Here is a 12,853-nt window from a genome sequence, read left to right on the forward strand (position 1 = left end):
AGATGGTGCAAATAAGAAGAAGTACAAAAAATAATTTAGTACAGCTTGTTCGCATGCGACGGTTATTTTTTGAGGAAAATTATTCGTTTACAGAAGAAGAATCCACTACATTCGAAGAAAAAACAGCGCACTACCTAGCTGAACGGTTAGATAACACATTGATTAGTTGGCATGCCGAACAAGGGGATGATATGGTTGCTGTTGCTTTTTTAGAAATAGCAGAACGATTGCCACATCCTGCTCGAAAGTATGGACGAACAGGTACGATTCTAAATGTTTATACGAAAAAGTCGTTTCGGAGCCAAGGAATTGCCAGCCAGTTGGTTCAGCAATTGATTAAGGAAGCCGAGGAGTTACAGTTAGATAAGGTTGATTTGATGGCTACGAAGTTGGGGTATCCTGTGTATAAAAAGTTGGGTTTCTGTGAATTTACTTTTCCAGATAAGATGATGGAGAGAAAGCTTGATTAATCTTTTGTTTTCCTTGAGTTTTTCTTGCATATTCACTGAATTATGAGGTAAACTAAACAAGATTGAAAACTGTCAAGGAGGTAGTTTTAGAATGGCAAATCCAACAATAGCAATTGTCGGTCGTCCAAATGTAGGAAAATCGACAATTTTTAACCGTATTGCCGGGGAACGTATTTCAATTGTAGAAGATACGCCTGGTGTTACAAGAGATAGAATATACGCAAAAGGGGAATGGTTAGGTCGCGAGTTTAGTATCATTGATACGGGCGGGATCGATTTAGGGGATGAACCTTTTATGGAGCAAATCAAACATCAAGCAGAGATTGCTATCGATGAAGCCGATGTGATTATTCTTGTCGCTAGTGGACGTGAAGGTGTAACAGATGCAGATGAGATGGTGGCTAGAATTTTGTACCGTAGTAAAAAACCAGTGATTCTAGCAGTTAACAAGGTGGATAATCCTGAGATGCGTGCAGATATCTATGAGTTCTATTCATTGGGCTTAGGCGAACCGTTTCCGATTTCAGGAAGCCATGGTTTAGGTATTGGGGATGTACTGGATGAAGCCGTGAAGCATTTCTCTACTGAGGTGGAAGAGGAAGAAGAAGGCTTGATCAAATTTAGTTTGATAGGTCGCCCAAATGTTGGTAAATCTTCTTTGATCAACGCTATCTTAGGTGAGGATCGCGTGATTGTTTCAGAGGTAGAAGGAACGACGAGAGATGCCGTTGATACGTATTTTGAATCAAGTGAAGGTCAGAAATTCCTAATGATCGACACTGCAGGGATGCGTAAGCGAGGAAAAGTCTACGAAACAACAGAAAAATATAGTGTGATGCGTGCGATGCGTGCAATTGAGCGTTCCGACATTGTTTTGATGGTTCTAAATGCAGAAGAAGGAATCAGAGAGCAGGATAAGAAAGTCGCTGGGTTTGCTCATGAGGCTGGTCGCGGTGTCATCATTGTTGTAAACAAATGGGATACGATCAAAAAGGAAACAAATACGATGCGCGAATTTGAACAGGAAATTCGAGACGAGTTTCGTTATCTGGACTATGCACCAATTGTCTTTGTTTCTGCTCTTACAAAACAACGGTTGAATAAGCTGCCGGAAATGATCGAAACAGTTAGCATGAACCAAAATCTTCGGATTCCTTCAGCTGTATTGAACGATGTAATCATGGATGCAGTAGCAATCAATCCTACACCAACAGATAAAGGCAAACGACTGAAGATTTTCTATGCGACACAAGTAGCAATCAAGCCGCCAACTTTCGTGATTTTTGTTAATGAAGAGGAACTGATGCACTTTTCTTATGCACGTTTTTTGGAGAATCAAGTGCGTAATGCATTTGCGTTTGAGGGAACACCTATCAAAATCATTCCAAGAAGACGAAAATAGTGCATTCTATCACACTTTTGGTAAATGTTCAAACATAATAAGAGAAAATATACTTTTATCAAAAAAACTACTTAAAACGCGTTAAAAACCTTGCTATTACTAGTTTCCTATGATATCTTTGTTAAAGAATATTGATCCAATTCAATATTTATATTTTATCCTTTGGACCACTCAGAGATAAAATACATTTGATGTCTGTTTCAGGCATCCTATCCTTATGGAGGAGGTGAAATAATCCATGGCAAACAAAGCAGAATTAATCGAAAACGTTGCATCTTCAACTGGTTTAACTAAAAAAGACGCAACTGCAGCTGTAGACGCTGTATTTTCAACAATCCAAGAAACACTTGCTAAAGGTGAAAAAGTTCAATTAATCGGTTTTGGTAACTTTGAAGTCCGCGAACGTGCTGCACGTAAAGGACGCAACCCACAAACTGGTAAAGAGATCCAAATCGCTGCAAGTAAAGTACCTGCGTTTAAACCAGGTAAAGCGTTGAAAGATGCTGTTAAATAGGACTGTTATGGGAACCCTTGAGTATCAAGGGTTCTTTTTCTGTTTTCATGGTTATTTTGCCCAAAGGGAGCAGAGAAGGGGCAGCTTATAAAAGAGGAACTCACTTCATTATTTTTATAAAGTGGGTTCTTTTTGTTTAGAGTAGCGATACTCATATTTACTGTAAGTATAGCCTTTGCAGACACTGCCAATCTCAGTCAGAACTGAGAGAGAAGTATGTATAAAATGTACATAGGATTTATAAACGTAGTATAGCTGTTTCCACTATTGCTTGTAAATATTTTATGTAACGATTGTTATTCTATTTTGATGGGTATTTGTAGGTGTTATGATAAATAAAGGAGCAAATGTACTAGTATAGAAGTTTTTTTGAGAGGATTATTTTATCAGAGGGTGTCTCACAAGAATTGATTTGCGATACGCGGATGAGAAGAAAAAAGGAGCATATACACGAAAAAGGACAAAAAAATAAAATCTGGTAGGATTACCAAATTTTTACAACTTTGCCCAATATGTTTTTTCGTTTAACCCATCCATTGACGAATCCATGATTATTGGAAATCTGATACTCTACTTGATTGTTTCGAGTTCGTATCGCAGAGATGAGGTGGGTATAATAATTTCCTTTAACTTTGCAAAAGACGATATCCTTTACAGCTAATTCAGAGATCTCAGTAATTGGTTCCAAACTAACTGGTTGGTTCGATTTCAGTAGCGGCAGCATGGAATTTCCTGCTTCTTTGTACTTTTCAACAAATCTTCCTTGCTGAAGAAGAGAAGCAATAAAACTTGCTTTAGACATAATGTGCCTCCTTTCCTATTTTAGGATAGCATAGGTTATTTCATTGTTCAATAGAAGAAAAAGAATGACTCACTATTTACAAATTTGAATAAGGGAATAGTGTATACTTTTTATTAATAGGCGGCACTATAATTTTTTGTCGGTGTTAGAAAAAAGTTGTGCTTGTGTGTAACCTTTCTATAGTTTATTCGTATATAAGGTAAGAGGAGGGTTGGGATGAATGAAAAGGATGAAATGGGTGTTGGGTTTGAACAATATTATCAAGAGCTTTTTCGATATGCCGTGTATCTTACGAAGAATCGGGAACAGGCAGAAGATTTAGTCGGAAATGCGGTGTATAAATTTCTTTTGGCTATTGAAAAAATACCGGAAGAGCAGCAAAAATTTTGGCTGCTTCGAGTGATTCGAAATGAGTTCATTGATCATGAGCGGAAAAGGAAACGGTGGCAAATAAGCTCTTTTCATAAAATGAAGGAAATGTTGTTGAGTAACACGGATATGGAACAAGAGCTTGTTGATAAAGAAAAGAAGGAAAAGCTGGCAGCGATCATTGCAACGCTGCAATCTCCCTATAAGGAAGTGATTTTTCATTACTATTATTCGGAGATGTCTGTAAAAGAGATACAAGACTATTATGGTATGAGCACTAGTCAAGTGAAAACAATCTTGTATCGCGGCAGAAACAAAATAAAGGAGCGATTATTGGATGAAGGAATCAGAGGAATTTAAACAGTTGTTGGAGAGGTATCGTTGGGGACAAGTAACTGAAGAAGAAAAGGCCTATGTAGAGGAAGAGCTTAAAAAAGCAGAAGCTATCCAAGAATACTTATTTGAAACAGAAGAGTTTTCGGGAATTACAGAGCAAACGCCAGTGTTTGAAGAAAGCTCTACGCAAGCTGTTAGAAAGATTGTTCGTAAGAAATGGCTAAAGCATGGCTTTCTCACAGGGCTCATTATACTGTTTGTTTTACTGGGAGGGTGGAGCTTTGGTCGTCCGTTATTAAATAAGATGTATTTTGACCCTACAAAAGGCCGAACGGAAAAAACATACAGTGACTATGAGTTGTATAAAAAAATAGAGAACGGGTTAACTGTCACAGGACATACATTGGAAGATATTCAGGTCGAACAAACAGGAATTGGTTCTTATATTCTTCGTTATAATTATTATGATGCATTGAAAAATGAAACAAGCGTTCATTCTACTGTTTTGAAAAGAGGGAAGATTGAGGCACAACCGATTTCAGGTACCTTGGAACAGCCTTGGCTTTCTTATAACATGGTGTCCACAGAAGAAATGTTTGGTAACCAACACAATCAGCTGATAGACGAATTGAAGGAAAAGGTTGAGCTTTTACCGAAGACTGCGGTTATGAAAATAAACCTGCATTTTGATTACTATCATCAAATGGATTTGAAAGCAATTAAAGAATTGGTTCTGGATCACAAGTTGGATCGCTTGCTTGCCGTTGGTATAACCTCATCAAACTTTGATTCAGTAGGGATATCTTCATTTGGTATTCGATTCAAAGATAGTTATGTAGGCTATGGTAACGAAAACTTAGCTATGAAAAGGGGGCAGATAGAAAAATTGAATAAAGAGTATCCTCGTTTGATTCAAAATGGGGCTGTAACGATCAATTCAGATCCAGAAAAGCTAGAGCAATACTATTTTTCTATGCTTGATTATTTATTGGATAACGAAAAACTAGGAGAAGAAATCGAAAGAACATTCAATCCAGAGATATTTACTACTTCGTCAACAGAAATCAAAGAAGAGTTGAAGCCTTTTTTAGAGGTGAAATCTTTTAATCAGCAACTAAAAGATGCTAGAAGCTATGCCAAGGAGAATGGAATTAGTGCCACTCAAGCAACATTACTTGTTTCCCCAGAAGAGTTCAAAGCGTTGACTGAGGATGAAAGGGTTCCTTTGATAGGGGTAGTTGGTGTAGAGCTTCTGGATAGTCGTATGTGGTAGGTACATCATTGCATAAATAGAAAATGAGGATTGTCTGATTAAATGACAATTCTCATTTTTTTACCTAATGGCTGAGCAATTATCTAGGTTACTAAATGATAGAAATACCAAATCATTCGTATATTTAAGAGGGAAATAGTAAAATAGAAATTAATAATACGTTTAAAGAATGAATAAATAATCATTTTGTCCTAGCTAATCTATTTCTGAACAAAGTTTCTATTTTGAGTCATGCTACGTTGATAAAAAAACATACGCTTTTTTCAATGAGTACTTGCTTTTTTTAGATTTTACGTTATAGTTGAAAGTCCTTGTAGCAAATTGCCGGTATTAGCTATGTGGAGAATGAATTCCGGAGGTTACTATTTGCAGTTTAAGGGTTATCCCAATAAACTGTTAAAAAAGCATCTTTGACACTTCTTTTCAGGACATTACAATGCCTTGTTGCAACGAAAAAATGGTAAAATAAAAGAAAGGGGGTGCCGCATGGAATTTGTTTATGAGAAAGACGATCATCAAAGCCAAGTTATTTATGGCGAGACAGTAGCGTCTCTTTTAAAAAATGAGCCGTTTGGTGGAAGACATGTTCTTTTGATAACGAATCAACGATACTATGATTTGTTTTCTGATAAACTGATACAGCTATTCAATGAACGTCAAAATCTTGATTGGTATATTTGTAAAAATGATGTTCACTGTAATAATTTCTCAGAGTTAGAGGCTCTGCTTTCATTTATAACTACATTTCCTGAGAAAGAGAATTATTTGCTCATTGGTTTGGGAAATGAAGGGGTGATGCATCTTTCGGCTTTTATTGATCATACAACGATTTTAGAAACAGAGCTATGGTTGATGCCTCTTTCCTTGCAATCGTTGAGTGAGTCGTTAGCAGGGACCGGATTGATCGAATTACAACATAAGACAGCATTATCCGTCACTACTTTAGCAGACCGAATCATCTATGATCAAACCATGATTCGAAAAGAGGGGGATCGCCAGCTGATTGATTTTCTTGTGTTTATCCAATGTGGACTAGTCTGCAGTCATGATTTTTTGAGAGACTTGTACAAGAATTTCAATGATCAACAGCGCTTGAATCAGCAATCCTTTAATGGCTTGATGAATCCTTTACTTCGCTATTATCAAAAGGATGAAGAACTTATTCGCAGCTTTGGCCGATTGTTCGAACAGGCCTTCTACCGTGTGGATGGCGGGCACTTGTTATCTGTCTATATGAAGCACTTGCTTGGCAGTCTTCTTCAGTTACTATGGTCACAACAGAAAATGGGTTTTTCTTTTCATATAAAGAATTTTTTGATTTGGTTGATTCGTCTGGGGTATCCCATTGAATTTCCGGACCAAATTTTTGTCAGCGATTATGTGCAGGAGTTATTGAACTGTGCAGAAGAATATGGAAAAGCTATGGTGTTACAAGATATCGGTGTGCCGGGAGAAGCCGAGTGCTTTGATGCAGAGGAATTGCTTCAAACGGTAGATGAATACAAAAAAATGATAGAAAACATAAAAAGAGGATTGTGATGAAATGACCTATAGTGAGAAAATGCTACAAGCATTACACAGTGAAAATTTAGCAGAAGCGCAGCTGCTTTTACAAGAGGCGCTACGAAAGGACGATGGAGATACTTTAGCTGATTTGGGAGAGGAGTTGCTTTCCATAGGCTTCTTGGAGGAAGCAGAGCAGATTTTCCAAAAGCTGGTTATCGATTATCCGGAAGCAGATGGATTGAACTTGCCATTGGCTGAGATTGCTATTGAAAATGCACAATATGATGAAGCTTTGGATTATTTAGGCTTGGTTTCAGAAGATAGCCCAAGCTATGTACAAAGTTTGTTGGTTCTGGCAGATTTATACCAAGTGATGGGAATTCCTGAAGTCAGTGAAGCGAAGTTGAAAGAGGCAGAGCGTTTGTTGCCGGATGAGCCATTGATTGTATTTGCTCTAGCAGAGCTATATTTTGTCAATGGTCAATTCGCTGAAGCGATTGAACAGTATACTCGTCTACATGGTGAGTTGGAGACGAAAGAGATTTTCAGAACATCAATCAATGAGCGTTTAGGAACAAGTTATAGTATGATGGGACATTTTGAAGAAGCCGTTCCTTTTTTTGAAGATAGCTTAAAAGAAGAACAAACGGATGATCGTTTATTTCAATTGGCCTTTACGTATATCCAAATGCATGAAAATCAAAAAGCAATTATTCTTTTCCAGCAATTACGGGCGCTAAATCCTCAATATCAATCGCTGTATCTCTATTTGGGGGAAGCTTTACAGGAAGAAGAATTATTGGAAGAAGCGCAGGAAGTGCTTGAGGAAGGAATGAAAGAAAATCCTTTTCAAGTGGACCTTTATCAGCTGGCTTCTGAGAATGCGTACCGGTTGCATGACGTAGAGAAAGCTGAACGTTTCTTAAAAGAAGCAGTGGCACTTGGAGAAAAAGTTGATGAAAGTCTGTTGACGCTAAGTAACTTGTACCGCACTGAAGGACGATTTGAAGAGGTAATTGATGTGTTATCTGGTATGGAAGAAACCAATCATCCGTATGCAGAGTGGAATTTGGCTAATGCCTATAATGAACAGGAAGAGTTCGAACAAGCGATGCTTCATTACAAACAAGCTTCTCAGGAATTAGCTCATGAACCGGATTTTTTAAAGGAGTATGGGATTTTTCTGAGAGAAGAGGGGCAGTTGAAAGAAGCAAAAGAAGTACTACAACATTATCTGGCCCACGAACCGGGGGATAATGAGGTAGCATCCCTACTTGATGATTTAGAGGAAGGCTAGGTGATCGTATGGACATCAATGTCGCGGATAAGAAGAAGTTTCTTGTTTGGCTGGTCAACAATATTTCTTTTAGTAAAAGGGAAATTATTTGGATTTTGAATTACTTGATCAATCATGAAGTCATTTTGAATAATGTTACCTTTGTTGAGCACGTTGAGAAAACAGAACGTGGGATTCAAATCGCTTCTTCTGAAATACAAGATGAACCAATTATTTTGTTTATAAAGGGGAAAATGTTTACAGATACTGATCAGATTTTTCATGAAATTCGTATGAATTGGAAGGATACCTTGTATTTGGAATGTGTGTTCGGCGATGTCTTTCAGAATCCGGATTATCTGTCTATATTGGAGGACAATCCATTTGCTCCATGGAAAGACTATGTTAGTGAAGAAACCGTGCAGGAAATAGAAGCTTATTTTAAGCATGAAGAACAGCTGGCGCGGATGAACCTGTTACGTAATCAAATCGATCAATCGCTTGAGGATGGCGATTATGAGGCGTTTTTGGAACTATCTGATGAACTTAATCGAATGAAGACGCAAGCTTGATTCAGGTATAACTTCTACTAGAAAAATAGCAATAGACCGACTTTAAAAGGAGAAAATGCTCCTCTTAAGGTCGGTCTATATCTTCTAGTATTAAGTACCGGCACGACTCTTTTTGAAGAGTCTTTTTGTCGGTTTCGCATATGTGAAGCCTTCTCCGATTGCCTCATGAACATTGAGCACAGAGATAAAGGCTTTCGGGTCGAGCTCATGAACAATTCGTTTGACTTCAATGATTTCACTTGGGCTAACAACAACATACAGGATTTTTCTATCTACTTGAGAATAACCACCTTGTCCGGAAAGATAGGTGACACCACGTTCTAACAAATGCATAACGACTTCTCCGATATCTTCGGCTTGATTGGAGATGACGAGAATCCCTTTTGCTGAATAAGCACCGTCTAATACGGAATCTACAATCTTACTGAATACAAAGGAAACAATCAGAGTATACATCATTCGTTTGACATCCAAATAACTTAAAGAGAGAGTCAATACCAAAATGTCAAACAACAGTAAGGAGCGTCCCATACTGACACCGTATTTTTTTTCTAATATTCGAGCAATCACATCGCTTCCGCCAGTCGTGCCGCCAACACGATAAATAAGTCCGCTCCCGATACCACCGGCAAGCCCGGCAAGTAAAGAGGCAATTAAAAGATCATGATCCAAATTTATCTCTACCGGAATGCGTTGGAAAATCCATAAAAACCCGGAAAGTGAAACTGTTCCAACGATCGTATAATAAAACGCATGTTTCCCCAGAATCTTACCACCGATCAAAATCAGTGGAATATTGATCAGTAGGGTTGAGTATGCGGGATTGATCTTAAAGAGTGCAAGGAGAATCAAGGTAACTCCTGTTACACCTCCTTCTGCCAAATCATTCGCAATATTGATATTTACAAGCCCGAATGCATAGAGGGCTGTTCCGATTAAAATAATAATAATATCTTTTACATAAAAATTTTTTTCTTCCATACAAACGCCTCCTTTTCCTTCATCACTTTATCACTCCCACGAAAAAACGACAAGAAGAATCTTTTCAATAGAAAAACTTTTTGTTAAGATGTGAAGGAAGGAAGGTTGTGCAAAATGGAAAAAACAGAATCTCTTAAAGAAATGCAGGCAGAAGTAGATGCCTATATCAAACAATTTAAAACCGGGTATTTCTCACCATTAAGCCAAATGGCACGATTGACAGAAGAGGTCGGTGAGTTGGCTCGGGAAATCAATCACTATTACGGAGAGAAGCCGAAGAAAGCCGAAGAGAAACCTAAAACAGTGGAAGAAGAGCTCGGCGATGTGCTCTTTGTGACGCTGATTATGGCCAATTCACTGGATATCGATTTAACAGAATCATTTAATAAAAATATGGCGAAGTTCAACCAACGGGATAAATATAGGTTCGAACGAAAGGATGGAAAAACACATGATTAAAGTAGCAGTCGCTGGATTTAAAGGGAAAATGGGCAGTACAGCAGTAAATATGGTTCTTGAACACGCGGATCTTAAGCTTGTCAGTGTTCTTGATCCATTTTCGGAGGAAACAAATTTGAATGAGCTGGCTGGCTATGAAGCAGATGTGCCAGTATTTAAGACAAAGGAAGAGTTGCTGATAAGTACACCAGATGTTTGGATTGATTTTACGATTCCGTCGGTGGCCTATGAAAATACACGCTTTGCTATTGAAAATAGCATTGCTCCTGTGGTTGGTACGACAGGGTTCACAGAGGAACAGATTCAAAGCTTGAAAAAGAAATCTGCAGAGTTGAAGGTTGGAGGGTTGATTGCGCCTAACTTTGCTGTAGGTGCTGTTTTGATGATGCAATTTGCTAAAAAAGCAGCGGAATATTTTCCGGATGTAGAAATCATTGAACTCCACCACGACAATAAATTGGATGCACCTAGTGGAACTGCGTTGAAGACGGCAGAAATGATGGCAGAGGTACGGCGGACAAAAAATCAAGGTCACCCTGAGGAAGAAGAGTTGATTGCCGGAGCACGAGGTGCTGATTATGATGGGATGAAAATTCACAGTGTCAGACTTCCAGGCTTGATTGCACATCAACAAGTTCAGTTTGGAGGAATCGGTGAAGGCTTGACGATTCGCCACGATTCCTATGACCGTAGTTCGTTCATGACAGGTGTTGCTTTGAGCTGTAAAAAGGTCGTTGATTTGGAAGAGCTAGTTTATGGATTGGAAAATCTTTTATGAAATTGGAACAACTACCACAAGAGTTCGTCAAGGCTTCTGTGGTCATAGAAGAAATAGAAAAGCATGGCTTCGAGGCATATTTTGTCGGCGGTAGTGTTAGAGATACTTTGCTTGGGAAAAAAAGTCATGACGTGGATATAGCAACTAGTGCCTATCCGGAAGAAATCAAGCACATTTTTAAACGAACAGTGGATGTTGGCATTGATCATGGGACTGTTTTGGTTTTGCATGAAGAAGACCAATATGAAATCACGACCTTTCGAACAGAGTCAACCTACCAGGATTATCGAAGACCAGATCATGTAACGTTTGTTCGCTCTCTCGAAGAGGATTTGAAACGCCGAGATTTCACAATCAATGCATTGGCGATGGACAAAGAAGGGACTATTATTGATTTATTTCATGGGCTAGATGATTTGCAAAAAGGGGTGATCCGAGCAGTAGGTGATCCTAAAGAACGTTTTCACGAAGATGCACTACGGATGATGAGAGGACTTCGCTTTGCCAGTCAACTCGATTTTGAAATTGAAAAAGAAACGCTTGGTGCGATTTATTTGTTCCATTCGCTTCTCGCTAAAATATCTGTAGAACGAATTGCCATTGAGTTTATCAAGATGTTGCTTGGAAAAAATCGTCAGAAGGGGCTGACCTCATTCATCGAAACGGAATGCTATCAAAGCTGTCCGGGGCTTAAAGAGCGATTGACTGGGCTGCTTGCCTTTTCAGAGTTGCCTAATCGAAGGATCGAGGAAGAAGGACAGGCGTGGACCTTACTGCTTAAAGAGCTAAACATCGCGAGTTCTGATACACGGGATTTTTTGAAATGTTGGAAGCTTTCCAATCATCTGATTCATGAGGTAGCAGAGCTTTCCTTTGGTTTGAAGCAACGTTTAGCGGGTGAATGGCAAGCACAGGAGCTTTTCCGATTAGGCTTGGAGCAGTCTCTTTCTGTAGAAAAAATAGTGCCATTTTATGGTCAGAAAGCAGATTGTGAGGGAACAGAAAGAAAGTTTTCAGAACTACCAATTACGGAACGAAAACAGTTGAGGATAACAGGCAATGACCTGTTAGCTGAAATTGACAGACAACCTGGAAAATGGTTAGGAGAGTTGATTGACCGACTTGAGGCGGCAGTAATCAATAGGGAAGTAGCTAACGATCGCGAGCAACTCCTTGCTTTTTCCAGGGATTTTGTGAAAGTGGAGGATGAATCATGACTGTTTATTCGAAAACCTTTATTGTGGAAGCAACCCAGACTGCACGAGAAATTGGTTCTGGTGATCTAGATGTATTGGCAACCCCGGCATTGATTGCGATGATAGAAAATACCGCACGTGATTTTCTGAGCAACGATTTGGCAGAGGAAGAGACAAGTGTGGGCACAAAGCTTGATATAAAACATTTACGACCATCAATTGTAGGTGCTGAGATTTTGGTGAATGTGAATTTAGAAGCAAAAGAAGGGGCTAAAGTAGCGTATTCATTTGAGGTATATGACAGTTCCAAACTGATTGCCACAGGCACACATCAGCGTGCTGTTGTAGTGACAGAGGTCTTTTTAAGTAGGTTATAATTACAGGCGTATTTTTAGGCAGTTTTCACAAAGTATGCTAAACTGAAAGGTGTTAAGAATTTATTTATTAAGGAGAAAAATACTATGGCAAGAGAAATGACAGGGTTAAAATTTTATTTCAGAAATGGCGAAACATGGACAATCGGCCGCCGTTATATTGGTGACCTATGGATCAAGCAAATTACAACAAGCTTTGGCCGTATCAACGGAAGTGAATTCGTAGAAATTCATCCATGTGCAGGATTCAAAATCGAAATATTCCAAGAAGGCGATCATGTTCAAACACATGATATCAACATGGGTGGTTTGGAATCAGGCATGTTTGCTCGTGCGTTAAAATATGAAGATATTGAACGTATGGAAATTCTTTACAAAAGTGGCACACCTGACTTGGTATACTTCCCATATAAAGATAAAAGTGATGAAGGATTGGATAATGTATACCAATCTACTAAAATCAGTGAAAAAACAAATAGCTTGTATATCGTGATCGATCCTGCACAAACAGTAGATGACGTGTACGCAGCAGAATTCTAAAAAAT

15 protein-coding genes are annotated in these 12,853 nt (G+C 38.7%); 13 read left to right on the forward strand and 2 right to left on the reverse strand.

All coding sequences use genetic code 11. The features are described from left to right. The first annotated feature begins 2 nt into the window (after positions 1 to 2). The 3 genes from A5888_RS01470 (at position 3) to A5888_RS01480 (ending at position 2,386) form a co-directional block, all read left to right on the forward strand. Positions 3 to 470, forward strand: coding sequence for a GNAT family N-acetyltransferase (locus tag A5888_RS01470; RefSeq protein WP_086347507.1), 468 nt, complete (start codon positions 3 to 5; stop codon positions 468 to 470). A 91-nt stretch (positions 471 to 561) separates the two neighbouring features. Beyond that, positions 562 to 1,872: a ribosome biogenesis GTPase Der gene (gene der, locus A5888_RS01475; RefSeq protein ID WP_086347508.1), complete on the forward strand. Its 1,311-nt coding sequence runs from the start codon at positions 562 to 564 to the stop codon at positions 1,870 to 1,872. A gap of 238 nt (positions 1,873 to 2,110) precedes the next feature. Further along, positions 2,111 to 2,386, forward strand: a complete 276-nt coding sequence (locus A5888_RS01480; protein ID WP_069698339.1) for an HU family DNA-binding protein — start codon at positions 2,111 to 2,113, stop codon at positions 2,384 to 2,386. Between the two features lie 484 nt (positions 2,387 to 2,870). Here the strand turns inward: A5888_RS01480 and A5888_RS01485 are convergent, their stop codons facing one another. Further along, positions 2,871 to 3,188 carry a phage repressor protein gene (locus A5888_RS01485; protein WP_086347509.1) on the reverse strand — a complete coding sequence of 106 codons (318 nt, stop codon included), beginning with the start codon at positions 3,186 to 3,188 and terminating at the stop codon, positions 2,871 to 2,873. A gap of 216 nt (positions 3,189 to 3,404) precedes the next feature. Between A5888_RS01485 and A5888_RS01490 the strand changes: the two genes are divergently transcribed. The 5 genes from A5888_RS01490 (at position 3,405) to A5888_RS01510 (ending at position 8,520) form a co-directional block, all read left to right on the forward strand. After that, positions 3,405 to 3,917 carry an RNA polymerase sigma factor gene (locus A5888_RS01490; protein ID WP_086347510.1) on the forward strand — a complete coding sequence of 171 codons (513 nt, stop codon included), beginning with the start codon at positions 3,405 to 3,407 and terminating at the stop codon, positions 3,915 to 3,917. Continuing rightward, positions 3,895 to 5,166, forward strand: coding sequence for a hypothetical protein (locus A5888_RS01495; protein ID WP_086347511.1), 1,272 nt, complete (start codon positions 3,895 to 3,897; stop codon positions 5,164 to 5,166). Before A5888_RS01490 ends, A5888_RS01495 begins: the two co-directional genes overlap by 23 nt. Before the next feature lie 486 nt (positions 5,167 to 5,652). After that, positions 5,653 to 6,705, forward strand: a complete 1,053-nt coding sequence (locus A5888_RS01500; RefSeq protein ID WP_086347512.1) for a hypothetical protein — start codon at positions 5,653 to 5,655, stop codon at positions 6,703 to 6,705. Positions 6,706 to 6,709: 4 nt separating this feature from the next. After that, on the forward strand, positions 6,710 to 7,969 hold the full coding sequence (locus A5888_RS01505; protein WP_086347513.1) for a tetratricopeptide repeat protein: 1,260 nt from the start codon (positions 6,710 to 6,712) through the stop codon (positions 7,967 to 7,969). A gap of 8 nt (positions 7,970 to 7,977) precedes the next feature. After that, positions 7,978 to 8,520, forward strand: a complete 543-nt coding sequence (locus A5888_RS01510) for a ReoY family proteolytic degradation factor (RefSeq protein ID WP_086347514.1) — start codon at positions 7,978 to 7,980, stop codon at positions 8,518 to 8,520. A gap of 90 nt (positions 8,521 to 8,610) precedes the next feature. Here A5888_RS01510 and A5888_RS01515 read toward each other — a convergent pair whose 3' ends face one another. Then, entirely contained in the window at positions 8,611 to 9,501 is an 891-nt protein-coding gene (locus A5888_RS01515) for a YitT family protein (RefSeq protein WP_086347515.1), read from the reverse strand. Between the two features lie 114 nt (positions 9,502 to 9,615). Here A5888_RS01515 and A5888_RS01520 point away from each other — a divergent pair, with 114 nt between their 5' ends. From A5888_RS01520 to A5888_RS01540, 5 genes are all read left to right on the forward strand, one after another. Next, complete coding sequence (locus tag A5888_RS01520) at positions 9,616 to 9,960, forward strand: nucleotide pyrophosphohydrolase (protein WP_086347516.1); 345 nt, start codon at positions 9,616 to 9,618, stop codon at positions 9,958 to 9,960. Then, a complete protein-coding gene (gene dapB, locus A5888_RS01525) occupies positions 9,953 to 10,738 on the forward strand; it encodes a 4-hydroxy-tetrahydrodipicolinate reductase (protein ID WP_086347517.1) in 786 nt (261 codons plus the stop codon). Before A5888_RS01520 ends, dapB begins: the two co-directional genes overlap by 8 nt. Then, the gene (locus tag A5888_RS01530) at positions 10,735 to 11,955 is read left to right on the forward strand and encodes a CCA tRNA nucleotidyltransferase (protein WP_086347518.1); all 1,221 of its coding nucleotides are present in this window, start codon (positions 10,735 to 10,737) and stop codon (positions 11,953 to 11,955) included. The genes dapB and A5888_RS01530 overlap by 4 nt, the downstream gene beginning before the upstream one ends. Beyond that, positions 11,952 to 12,311: a thioesterase family protein gene (locus A5888_RS01535; RefSeq protein ID WP_086347519.1), complete on the forward strand. Its 360-nt coding sequence runs from the start codon at positions 11,952 to 11,954 to the stop codon at positions 12,309 to 12,311. The genes A5888_RS01530 and A5888_RS01535 overlap by 4 nt, the downstream gene beginning before the upstream one ends. 84 nt (positions 12,312 to 12,395) lie before the next feature. Continuing rightward, complete coding sequence (locus A5888_RS01540; RefSeq protein WP_086347520.1) at positions 12,396 to 12,848, forward strand: hypothetical protein; 453 nt, start codon at positions 12,396 to 12,398, stop codon at positions 12,846 to 12,848. Positions 12,849 to 12,853: the final 5 nt, after the last annotated feature.

Origin of the sequence: Enterococcus sp. 9E7_DIV0242, from assembly GCF_002140975.2 — a bacterium.
Taxonomy (GTDB): Bacteria; Bacillota; Bacilli; order Lactobacillales; family Enterococcaceae; genus Enterococcus_L; species Enterococcus_L clewellii.

What these genes read in the sequence shown, in the direction of transcription:
- A5888_RS01470 (WP_086347507.1), top strand. Translation starts at nt 3, where the DNA reads ATGGTGCAAATAAGAAGAAGTACAAAAAATAATTTAGTACAGCTTGTT.
- der (WP_086347508.1), top strand. Translation starts at nt 562, where the DNA reads ATGGCAAATCCAACAATAGCAATTGTCGGTCGTCCAAATGTAGGAAAA.
- A5888_RS01480 (WP_069698339.1), top strand. Translation starts at nt 2,111, where the DNA reads ATGGCAAACAAAGCAGAATTAATCGAAAACGTTGCATCTTCAACTGGT.
- A5888_RS01485 (WP_086347509.1), bottom strand. Translation starts at nt 3,188, where the DNA reads ATGTCTAAAGCAAGTTTTATTGCTTCTCTTCTTCAGCAAGGAAGATTT.
- A5888_RS01490 (WP_086347510.1), top strand. Translation starts at nt 3,405, where the DNA reads ATGAATGAAAAGGATGAAATGGGTGTTGGGTTTGAACAATATTATCAA.
- A5888_RS01495 (WP_086347511.1), top strand. Translation starts at nt 3,895, where the DNA reads ATGAAGGAATCAGAGGAATTTAAACAGTTGTTGGAGAGGTATCGTTGG.
- A5888_RS01500 (WP_086347512.1), top strand. Translation starts at nt 5,653, where the DNA reads ATGGAATTTGTTTATGAGAAAGACGATCATCAAAGCCAAGTTATTTAT.
- A5888_RS01505 (WP_086347513.1), top strand. Translation starts at nt 6,710, where the DNA reads ATGACCTATAGTGAGAAAATGCTACAAGCATTACACAGTGAAAATTTA.
- A5888_RS01510 (WP_086347514.1), top strand. Translation starts at nt 7,978, where the DNA reads ATGGACATCAATGTCGCGGATAAGAAGAAGTTTCTTGTTTGGCTGGTC.
- A5888_RS01515 (WP_086347515.1), bottom strand. Translation starts at nt 9,501, where the DNA reads ATGGAAGAAAAAAATTTTTATGTAAAAGATATTATTATTATTTTAATC.
- A5888_RS01520 (WP_086347516.1), top strand. Translation starts at nt 9,616, where the DNA reads ATGGAAAAAACAGAATCTCTTAAAGAAATGCAGGCAGAAGTAGATGCC.
- dapB (WP_086347517.1), top strand. Translation starts at nt 9,953, where the DNA reads ATGATTAAAGTAGCAGTCGCTGGATTTAAAGGGAAAATGGGCAGTACA.
- A5888_RS01530 (WP_086347518.1), top strand. Translation starts at nt 10,735, where the DNA reads ATGAAATTGGAACAACTACCACAAGAGTTCGTCAAGGCTTCTGTGGTC.
- A5888_RS01535 (WP_086347519.1), top strand. Translation starts at nt 11,952, where the DNA reads ATGACTGTTTATTCGAAAACCTTTATTGTGGAAGCAACCCAGACTGCA.
- A5888_RS01540 (WP_086347520.1), top strand. Translation starts at nt 12,396, where the DNA reads ATGGCAAGAGAAATGACAGGGTTAAAATTTTATTTCAGAAATGGCGAA.